The organism is Wenyingzhuangia sp., from assembly GCF_039768515.1.
Classification (GTDB): Bacteria; Bacteroidota; Bacteroidia; order Flavobacteriales; family Flavobacteriaceae; genus Wenyingzhuangia.
The window spans coordinates 1-7,879 of the sequence record NZ_JBDNAI010000008.1; the positions used below are offsets into that span (position 1 = coordinate 1).

General features: G+C 35.6%; 7 protein-coding genes. 3 read left to right on the plus strand and 4 right to left on the minus strand.

Translation table 11 applies throughout. The features are described from left to right. Window positions 1-24 precede the first annotated feature (24 nt). A complete protein-coding gene (locus tag ABF281_RS00605) occupies window positions 25-369 on the minus strand; it encodes a hypothetical protein (RefSeq protein ID WP_347179764.1) in 345 nt (114 codons plus the stop codon). Between the two features lie 171 nt (window positions 370-540). Here ABF281_RS00605 and ssb point away from each other — a divergent pair, with 171 nt between their 5' ends. After that, entirely contained in the window at window positions 541-876 is a 336-nt protein-coding gene (ssb, locus tag ABF281_RS00610; RefSeq protein WP_347179765.1) for a single-stranded DNA-binding protein, read from the plus strand. 59 nt (window positions 877-935) lie between these two features. Here ssb and ABF281_RS00615 read toward each other — a convergent pair whose 3' ends face one another. The 3 genes from ABF281_RS00615 to ABF281_RS00625 all read right to left on the minus strand — a co-directional run bounded on the left by ABF281_RS00615 (window position 936) and on the right by ABF281_RS00625 (window position 3,989). Next, entirely contained in the window at window positions 936-2,084 is a 1,149-nt protein-coding gene (locus ABF281_RS00615) for an alpha-hydroxy acid oxidase (protein ID WP_347179766.1), read from the minus strand. 11 nt (window positions 2,085-2,095) lie between these two features. Next, a complete protein-coding gene (locus ABF281_RS00620; RefSeq protein ID WP_347179767.1) occupies window positions 2,096-2,977 on the minus strand; it encodes a fumarylacetoacetate hydrolase family protein in 882 nt (293 codons plus the stop codon). A gap of 226 nt (window positions 2,978-3,203) precedes the next feature. Continuing rightward, a complete protein-coding gene (locus tag ABF281_RS00625; RefSeq protein ID WP_347179768.1) occupies window positions 3,204-3,989 on the minus strand; it encodes an alpha/beta hydrolase in 786 nt (261 codons plus the stop codon). Between the two features lie 123 nt (window positions 3,990-4,112). Between ABF281_RS00625 and mfd the strand changes: the two genes are divergently transcribed. After that, window positions 4,113-7,439, plus strand: a complete 3,327-nt coding sequence (gene mfd / locus ABF281_RS00630; protein ID WP_347179769.1) for a transcription-repair coupling factor — start codon at window positions 4,113-4,115, stop codon at window positions 7,437-7,439. Between the two features lie 255 nt (window positions 7,440-7,694). Further along, window positions 7,695-7,879: aminopeptidase P N-terminal domain-containing protein (locus ABF281_RS00635; RefSeq protein ID WP_347179770.1), on the plus strand; the 185-nt coding region annotated here is incomplete at its 3' end.

The following is a 7,879-nucleotide window of genomic DNA, read 5'->3' on the forward strand; positions in this document are numbered from 1 at the left end:
AAAAACCCAAACATATCCTTGCCCTTACTTTTTGACCAATAACACTTGATTTCCCTCTAGCAGCAAATAGCCTTCATCATAACAGTAGTTATACCTATCTCCTTTCTTAGTAAAATGTACTTGAGTGTATAGATTAAAATTAAATCCTATTTCTGTCATTTTATGCTTTGGTATTTTGGTTTTACCTGAGGGGTTTAGAGCACATAAAATTTTATAATTCTTTTTTAGAGCATTGTTGATGTTCCTAACCAAACTTTTGTCCCCTACTTCTAGCTTATTGTTAAAGGCATTTCGACATTGGTCATTACAAAATTTTTTATCTGATCTGCCTACAATTTTTTCTCCACACTCTTGACAATTTTTTTCCATAGCTTTTCATTTTTAGCCTTACTTAAAGATAAGAAAAAAACAGCAACAAACGGTTACAAACGTTTATATCCGAAAGCAATTATTTAACAACCGAGTAAATATTCTATGCTTTCACATCTTTGTAAAGTCTAAAACGACAAAAACAATTAATCTTAATTAAAAATATTTATCATGAACAATTTAAGAAACAAAGTACAGTTAATCGGAAATTTAGGAGGATCCCCAGTGGTAAAAACTTTTGGAGAAGACAAAAAAGTAGCGAATTTTTCAATGGCTACAACAGATAGTTATTACAACAATGAAGGGGAACGTATCACAAACACACAATGGCACAATATTGTGTGCTGGAATAAAACTGCAGATATCGCAGAAAAATATTTAGACAAAGGAAGTCAAATTGCGATTGAAGGTAAATTAACCCATGAACAGTGGGAAGATAAAGATGGAAACAAAAGATCGACAACTAAAATCATTGTCCATGAGTTGATGATGTTGGGCAGTAAATAGTTCGTTTCAACAATTTCATAAAAAAACCTCAGCAATTGCTGAGGTTTTTTTATGATTTATTATTTGATCAAATGGGGTTTAAAAGCGCCTGTATCTTGACAGCAAATTTGCTCCATCACTTGTTGTAACTCAGTTTTCATAAGAGAAATAGTATGATTCCCTCCTTCTTTACCTAGAGCTCCTACACCATACATAAAGCTTCGACCCATAAAAGTGAACTCTGCTCCACTTGCCATCGCTCTTGCGATATCAGGTCCACCTCTAAGCCCAGAATCCACCATAATTTTGATTTGATCTCCGTATTTTTCAGCTAAATTCGTCATCGGCACAATAGAAGATTGACCTGCATCTAACTGACGTCCTCCATGATTGGAGACAATCAATCCATCAACGCCTAATTTGATTGCTTTTTCAGTATCTTCAGCACTAACAACACCTTTGATTACCAATTTACCTTTCCATTGTTCACGGATAGAAGCAATTCTTTCTTCATTTAATCTTCCACTAAAAGTAGCATCCATAAACTTTGCCAATTGCTGCAAGTTCATTCCTTTTGGCATATATTGTTTCATGGTTTCAAAATTAGGCTGACCATGAATTAGGGTTTGAGTTGCCCAGTGCGGGTGTTTAAAAACCTCAATAATATTCTTTAATGTCATTCTTGGTGGCATCCCCAGTCCATTACGAGTATCTCTTGGTCGTACACCGAAAGTAGGTACATCTGCTAAGATCACCAAGACATCACAACCTGCATTTGCCGCTCTATCAATAACATCTTTTTTAATGTCCTCATCTGTAGGATGATACAATTGAAACCAAAATTTTCCATCCGTGATTTCAGAAACTCGTTCAATACTAGATGTAGTTACAGTACTTAAAACAAATGGGATGTTGTGGTCTTTTGCCGCTTTTGCTAAAATTTCAGGAGCATTAGGCCACATCAAGCCTTGTAATCCTACTGGAGCAATACCAAAGGGAGCGTCGTACGTTTGTCCAAACAACTCAGTCTGCATGCTTGATTTATCAAACTTAGACAAATACTGAGGCATCAATTCTATTTTTTGAAGATCTGTCCTGTTTTTATCAAGATTGATATCTTCATTACACCCTCCATCTAAATACTCAAAAGCAAACTTTGGCATCTTAACCATTGCTCTATTTCTTAAATCCTCCATAGAAGGATACTTGGTATTAATTTTTATTTCCATCTTAAATTAATTTATCTATTATTTTTTATTCTCTGCGTTTCACTATATGCTTTACAAACCTGTCTTGAACTCCCTAACCCTTCGATCCCTAACTCCATAACATCTCCTGGCTTTAAATATCTAGGAGGATGAAGCCCTAAGCCTACTCCAAATGGAGTTCCTGTAGAAATCATATCCCCTGGCAAGAGTGTCATAAATTGACTGATATAAGAAACAACAGTCTGTACGTCAAATATAAAATCGTTGGTAGAGGAATGCTGCAAACGCTCTCCATTCACCTCTAACCAAAGTTCTAAATCATTAGGATTTTTAATCTCATCCTTGGTTGCTATAAAAGGACCAACAGGAGCAAAAGTATCACAGCCTTTCCCCTTGCACCATTGTCCATCTTTTTCAATTTGAAAAGCTCTTTCTGACACATCGTTGTGCAACACATAACCCGCAATGTAATCTTCTACCTCTTCTAACGCAACATAAGATGCTTTTTTACCAATTACAATAGCCAATTCAACCTCCCAATCAGTCTTTTCAGAATTTTTAGGAAGGATAACATCGTCGTAAGGTCCAGACAAAGCAGTTGTAGATTTGAAAAACAATACAGGCTCATTTGGCACTGCCATTCCAGCTTCTTCGGCATGTTTTGCATAGTTCAATCCTACACAAACAATTTTAGAAGGTCGTGCCAAAGGGGCTGCTAATCTTACGTCTTCAGAAACTTGAGAGCATACATCTTCATTTTCTGTTAACCAAACAGACAGTCTTTCCAATCCATCGCTACCAAAAAATTCTTCGTTGTAATCTTCACCAAAGGCTGATACATCAATTTTTTTTCCTGACGAGGTTATGACACCGGGCTTCTCAGCTCCTTCTTGACCAAATCTTATTAATTTCATCTGTTTGTTTGTTTGAAACCGGTTTGACCAACCAACTCCTGGACAAATTTAAGACAGATTTTGGATTTAAAATCACATTTTAAGTCCAAAATCAATACTTTTTTTGCATTAAATATGTTTAACGGCGTAAAAAAGTGTTTTATTTATTTGTAAGCTGATTTATATCCTGCAAAATCTTCTCCATAGAAGTCAACTGAATGGTTGTAGAGACTTTGATTGTTTGTTGTCAATTGTTTTTTATGAATTGTAAAATCGCGTTTTCTGTAGTTGCCTTGTCTTCTATAAGACTCATATGACCATTTTCTAGCGCTACAACCTGTGCTTTAGCGTTTTTGGTCTGCGCTACCAATTCTTCATAATTTAATACCGGATCTTTTTTCCCCAAAATCATCAACGAGGGATAGGGACCAAAATGCAGCAATGCCTCTCGATCTAGCCTTATCCTCATCCCTTCTAATGCAGCAATAATTCCTTGTTTTGAGGTTGTTAAAGCTTCCTTTTTAACCCTAGCAATCTCCTCGGCATATAAATTTCGACTTGTTGAACGAAACAGCAATGGGATCGAATTTCTGACAAATGATTTGTAATTTTCTTTGACCATAGCAATGGCTCTGTCTCGTCCTATTTTTTTTTCTTCAGTATCTGGTCTAGCAGTTGAATTCAACAAAACTAATCCTTTCACATGATCTGGATATAAATCTGCAAATGCTAATGCCACATAACCTCCCATAGAATGCCCCACCAAAAAAGATCTTCTAATATTTAAAGAATTTAACACCTCCTTTACTACCTCAGCCATTTGTACCATGGTATGCACGTATCCCAAATTTTCCGTTTGTCCATGTCCTAATAAATCGACACAGATCACCTTGTATCTCGTATTTAAAATTTCTTCTAAACTTTGCCACATGGTGATGTTCTCTAAAAATCCGTGTAGCAAAACAACTGCAGCCCCTTTTCCAGACACGGTGTAGTGAATCGGTATGTTTTTGTATGACAAAAATAAACTCATAAGGCAAAAATAAGAAGTTGAAGATTAGAGTACAATTTAAAGTCAATCTATTATTGACTCCTCTCCTTTTTCAATTTTTTTAACCCCAAGATAACGCTACATTTGTACTAAAATATTTCGGCCTTGAAAATCAAATCATTTCTAGAAAAATACCAAGATGCTGGTGCCACAAGACAATTAGTAGCTCAAGTTACAAAAGACAAAACACATACTGTACTGAGTAAGTTTAATGGAGCTTCACTGTCAATCATCATCTCAGAAACGTTTAAAAAAACAGGCAAAACTTTTTTGCTCATCTTGGATGACAAAGAGCAAGCAGCTTATCATTTAAACGATTTAGAACGATTACTTAGTGAAAAAGAGGTGCTATTCTATCCTGGATCATACAAAAGACCTTATGAAATTGAAGATGTAGACAACGCTAATGTGCTTATGCGCGCTGAGGTTTTGAATAGACTAAACGCTAGAAAAAAACCGGTCATTATTGTCACCTATCCAAATGCTTTGTTTGAAAAAGTAGTGACAAAAAAAGACCTAAACAGCAACACACTAAAAATCACTACTGGCGATGAGTTTAGCTTAGATTTTATCAATGAAGTATTGTTCGAATATAGATTTAATCGTGTTGACTTTGTAACAGAACCAGGAGAATTTGCGGTTCGAGGAGGTATTGTAGATGTATTTTCTTTTGCGAATGACGAGCCTTATCGATTAGAATTCTTTGGTAACGAAGTAGATAGCATCCGTACGTTTGACGTGGAAACACAACTTTCCACAGGAAACCCTAGCAAGATACAAATCATGCCCAATGTAGAAAACAAACAGTTTTCTGAAAAAAGGGAATCTTTTTTAAATTTTATTCCAAACGAAAGTATTGTTTACACCAAAAGCATAGACATTCTTCAAAATGATTTAAACACTTTATTTGAAAAAGCATCCGCTCGTTTTGAAACGTTATCCGAAACCCTAAAACATACTTTGCCTAGTGATTTGTTTGTCGATGGTATTCAAATTAAAGAACAACTAAATGGGTACAGTAGGGTAACCATTAACAACAGTAAAAGCGCAAACAGTATTGATGGAAATACAGAACCTCAACCTTCTTTTAATAAACATTTTAATCTGTTAATAGAAAACCTAAAGGAAAATACGAATAAAGGATATTCCAACTATTTATTCTGTGCCAATGAAAAACAAGCGAAACGCTTTCATGATATTTTTGAAGAAAGTGAAGAAGAAATAGAATACAAAACATTGGTTTTTCAAATTCATGAGGGATTTGTAGATCATGCCCATAAAATGGTTTGCTATACCGATCATCAAATTTTTGAGCGCTATCACAAATTTCAACTCAAAAACGGTTTTGCAAAAAAACAGGCAGTAACCTTACAAGAAGTCAACAATTTAGAAATCGGTGATTACGTGACTCACATTGATCACGGAATTGGAAAATTTGGTGGACTTCAAAAAATTGATGTCAATGGAAAAAAACAAGAAGCCATCAAATTGATTTATGGTGACTCCGATGTCCTATACATCAGTATACACTCCCTCCACAAAATTTCTAAATTTAACGGGAAAGACGGAAAAATTCCAAAAGTCCATAAATTGGGTTCACCTGCTTGGAAAAAAGCGAAACAGACAGCCAAAGCCAAAGTAAAAAAGGTGGCTTTCGATTTGATTCAGCTTTACGCAAAAAGAAAAAATCAAAAAGGATTTTCTTTTGATCCTGATAGCTACCTACAACACGAACTAGAAGCAAGTTTCATGTATGAAGACACGCCGGATCAGAACACAGCAACACAAGATGTAAAAGCTGATATGGAAAATGACAAGCCTATGGATAGATTGGTTTGTGGTGATGTCGGTTTTGGAAAAACAGAAGTAGCTATACGTGCAGCCTTTAAAGCTGTTGACAATGGCAAACAGGTTGCCGTATTGGTGCCCACAACTATTTTAGCCTTTCAACACTTTAAGTCTTTTAAAAAAAGACTCGAAGATTTTCCTGTCAATATCAATTACTTAAACCGTTTTAAAACTGCGAAACAAAAAAAAATAGTACTGGAAGATTTGGCTTCAGGTAGGTTAGATATTGTCATTGGTACCCATCAATTGGTCTCTGACAAGATTCAGTATAAAGACTTGGGACTTCTCATTATCGATGAGGAACAAAAATTTGGTGTTGCGGCGAAAGACAAATTAAAAACGATCAAAGAAAATGTTGACACCTTGACCTTAACCGCTACCCCCATCCCAAGAACCTTACAGTTTAGTTTGATGGCTGCTAGAGATTTATCGGTGATCGCAACCCCTCCCCCAAACAGACATCCCATAGAGAGTACGGTTATTGGATTTAGCGAAGAAGCGATAAGAGATGCAGTGATGTATGAAATGACTAGAGGCGGCCAAATCTTCTTCATCCACAACAGAGTTGATAACATTAAAGAAGTAGCAGGCATGTTACAACGTTTGGTACCTGATGCTAGAATAGGAGTTGGCCACGGACAATTGGAAGGGAGAAAACTAGAAGAAGTCATGGTCAATTTTATGGAAGGAAAATTTGATGTTTTAGTGGCTACAACCATCATAGAATCTGGGCTTGATGTTCCGAATGCGAATACTATTTTTATCAATCATGCCAACAACTTTGGATTGTCTGACTTACACCAGATGCGTGGTCGTGTTGGACGTTCAAACAAAAAAGCATTCTGCTATTTTATTTGTCCACCTTATCATATGATGACCGAAGAAGCTCGAAAACGAATCCAAGCTTTAGAAATGTTCAGTGAGTTGGGAAGTGGTATTAATATTGCCATGAAAGATCTAGAAATTCGTGGTGCAGGAGATTTATTGGGTGGAGAACAAAGTGGGTTTATCACTGATATCGGCTTTGACACCTATCAAAAAATACTTGAAGAAGCTGTTAATGAGTTAAAAGAAAAAGAATTCAAAGATCTGTATGAGGAACAAAACATAGAGAACAAAGAATTTGTTTCTGACATACAAATCGATACTGACTTTGAAATTTTATTCCCTGATGACTATATCAATGTAATCGCTGAGCGTTTGAATCTTTATCGAAAACTCGGTGAATTGTCTGAAGAAAAAGAACTTGAAGAATTTCAACAACAACTGATTGATCGTTTTGGAGAACTCCCATTTCAAGTTACAGATTTGTTGGATTCTGTTCGCATCAAATGGCTAGCTAAAAAATTAGGATTGGAAAAAATTGTATTGAAACAAAAACGAATGATCGGATATTTTGTGTCTGACCAACAGAGTGAATTCTATCAAACGGAAGCCTTCACGAAGGTTTTAAAATACGTACAACAAAACAATAAAATGTGTGTGATGAAAGAAAAAGAAACCAAAAATGGTTTACGACTACTCATTACATTTATTCGAGTTGATAGTGTACAAAAAGCGTTGGAGGTGTTGAGGAGGGTTTAATGAACTCCTTTGGCCGTTTCATTGAATTCAAGAACAAAAAGCACAGATCACTCTCCCTTAGGACTGCTATTTTTACCGTTGAAAAAAAGCCCAACACAACCCTTTATTCTTTTTGTTTTTTTCTTAAGACTTCCAATATTCTTTTGTAATTTGCAGTATGGCTATTGATTCTGTACTCAATATAATTTGCTGACTTTCAGATGTCTGTATGCTTTTTCCTTTTAACCTTTTCGTATAACAGGTAACTTTATACTTATGAAATATACTCAAATCGACTCTAAGCTGTTTGTCGAAAATAGAAAACGTTTTATCAACCAAATGGAAGCTAATTCCATAGCCTTTTTTAACGCCAATGATATCTTTATCACCGGAGCAGATAGTACAATGCCTTTCCACCAACATCGTGATCTTTTTTATTTGAGTGGAGTAGATCAAGAAGC